This is a genomic window from Streptococcus sp. CL8.13 (assembly GCF_049737895.1).
In genome coordinates, this window is the sequence record NZ_JBKOTT010000118.1 from 1 (window position 1) to 2,328 (window position 2,328).

Consider the following 2,328-nt stretch of genomic DNA (forward strand, 5'->3'; position numbering starts at 1 on the left):
GTCGAATTAGCAATAAAACTACAGGATCTTTGTAAAAAATATAATGTTCCATTTATCGTTAATGATGATATTGAGTTAGCATTGGAAATAGATGCTGATGGCGTACATGTAGGACAGGATGACCTTGGAGTTGATGAAATTAGAAAATTGATGCCAGATAAAATAATTGGTCTTTCTATAAAAAACAAGGAAGAATTTCAACAATCAAAAGTTGAATATGTAGATTATGTTGGTGTTGGTCCTGTATTTGATACCCAGTCAAAGGATGATGCTGGAGGTGCTATAGGTTATGAAGGTCTTAAATTGATGAGAAAACTACTGCCACAAATGCCCTTAGTTGCAATTGGTGGGATACAGACGCAACATATTAAAGACATTATACAGACCAATATAGATGGTGTTTCAATCATTTCAGCAATATCGTATGCAAAAAATATAGAAAAAACTGTTCGAGAAATGAATGAACAATTTTAACTTTTTTATTCTTGTCTTTTAAGTCAATAGGATTCTCTCACTCGATAAGTTGGGTTATTATCCTTCATAAGTGAATAGGCTGTTTATATGGTTTACTTAGTGATTTTACTACAATAGATTGGCCTAGCTTATTTCTCAGTTCAATTTCTTGAACTGGAAAAAATCGTTTGTTATAATATTTATATAATTAAATAATAAAGACATTTGGGGTGCTTTAGGCTGAGATGATACCCATTGAACCTGATACAGTTAAGACTGGCGAAGGGAAATGTGAAATGGTTTTGTATTTATAGAAACTAACCATCTAATCTTGTAAGCTGAACTCTAATTTCTATCTGTAATTAGAGTTTTTTCTTTTACGAAACTGGATGAAGATGATACAAAGCATTTAGGTAGCTCACCTTGAATGCCCCACTTTTCTTTAAAAAAGGAGTTTTTTTATGTTGAAAAAATGGCAATTAAAAGATGTTATCTTACTTGCTTTCTTGTCTATCTTTTTTGGTGGCGTTTTTGTGGGTTCAGGTTATCTGTTTGATATCCTCACTCTGATTTTAGCCCCTCTTGGCTTGCAGGCCTTTGCCAATGAAATCCTCTTTGGTCTCTGGTGTATGGCTGCGCCCATTGCGGCCATCTTTGTTCCAAGAGTGGGAAGTGCAACGATTGGAGAAGTGCTAGCTGCGCTTGCTGAAGTCCTTTATGGTAGCCAATTCGGTCTAGGTGCCCTTTTGTCTGGCTTGGTTCAAGGTTTGGGAAGTGAACTTGGTTTTATCGTAACCAAGAATCGCTATGAAAGTTGGCTCTCTCTAACTGCCAATAGTATTGGAATTACGCTTGTTAGCTTTGTCTATGAATACATTAAGTTAGGTTACTATGCCTTCTCCCTTCCTTTTGTGCTTTCCTTGCTTGTGGTGCGCTTTATTTCCGTCTTTTTCTTCTGTACTATCTTGGTTCGTGCCATTGTCAAACTCTATCATCAGTTTGCAGCTGGAGGAAAGGCATAGATGGGGCTGGAACTACGAGCGATTCAGTCCCCAATTTTTTCGGAACCGATTGATTTTACTTTTCATGAGCAAGCCTTTACCTTGTTAGTTGGAAGCAGTGGTTCGGGAAAATCTAGTCTCTTTCAAATGATTGCCCAAGTCAGTTCTCTTCCCTATAGCGGTCAAGTCCTGATAAATGGGAGCGAGGTCAGTCAGCTTTCTATCGTCGAACGTGTCCAGACGGTTGGTATTCTTTTTCAAAATCCCAATCATCAATTTACCATGGAGAACTTGTTTGAGGAGCTGGTTTTTACCTTGGAAAATATCGGGCATCCCGTTCAGGAAATTGATTCTAAAATAGCAGAGGTTGTCCAGCAATGTCGCTGCGAGAAGATCTTGCACCGTCCCATCCATCACTTATCAGGTGGGGAAAAGCAAAAGGCTGCTTTGGCTGTTCTCTTTGCTATGAATCCTAGGGTCTATCTCTTGGATGAGCCCTTCGCTTCTATTGACCGCAAGAGTAGAATCGAGATATTGGAGATTCTAAAAGAGTTGGCCTCTAATGGGAAGACAGTTATTTTGTGCGACCATGATTTATCTGACTATGAAGCCTATATCGACCATATGGTGGAGCTAAGAGACGGACAACTAACGAAAATAAATCAAATCCCTGCCTCTGAAATGACACAGGCTGTTTCAAAGGAGATTGCTTCTAGCCCAGGACTATTCCATATGGATAGAACGACTTGTGAGCTGAATCATCGCTCCCTCTTTTCGATTGCGGATTTCACATTCTACCAAGGAATTTCCTGTATCTTGGGTGATAATGGTGTCGGGAAATCAACCCTCTTTCGGTCTATTCTTCAATTTCAAA

Annotated in this window: 3 protein-coding genes and 1 riboswitch; all 3 genes read left to right on the forward strand. The window is 38.8% G+C overall.

Going from position 1 to position 2,328, the window contains the following annotated elements; all coding sequences use genetic code 11:
• Nucleotides 1-474: thiamine phosphate synthase (thiE, locus tag ACLNCN_RS04430; RefSeq protein WP_424844709.1), on the forward strand; the 474-nt coding region annotated here is incomplete at its 5' end.
• Between the two features lie 195 nt (nucleotides 475-669).
• Nucleotides 670-758: riboswitch (TPP riboswitch) on the forward strand.
• A 156-nt stretch (nucleotides 759-914) separates the two neighbouring features.
• On the forward strand, nucleotides 915-1,475 hold the full coding sequence (locus ACLNCN_RS04435) for an ECF transporter S component (protein ID WP_000915275.1): 561 nt from the start codon (nucleotides 915-917) through the stop codon (nucleotides 1,473-1,475).
• On the forward strand, nucleotides 1,476-2,328 hold an 853-nt coding region (locus tag ACLNCN_RS04440; protein WP_424844710.1), incomplete at its 3' end, for an ABC transporter ATP-binding protein.

Bases quoted from the DNA above. Each gene is read 5' to 3' on its own strand.
- ACLNCN_RS04435 (WP_000915275.1), top strand. From the start codon at position 915: ATGTTGAAAAAATGGCAATTAAAAGATGTTATCTTACTTGCTTTCTTG.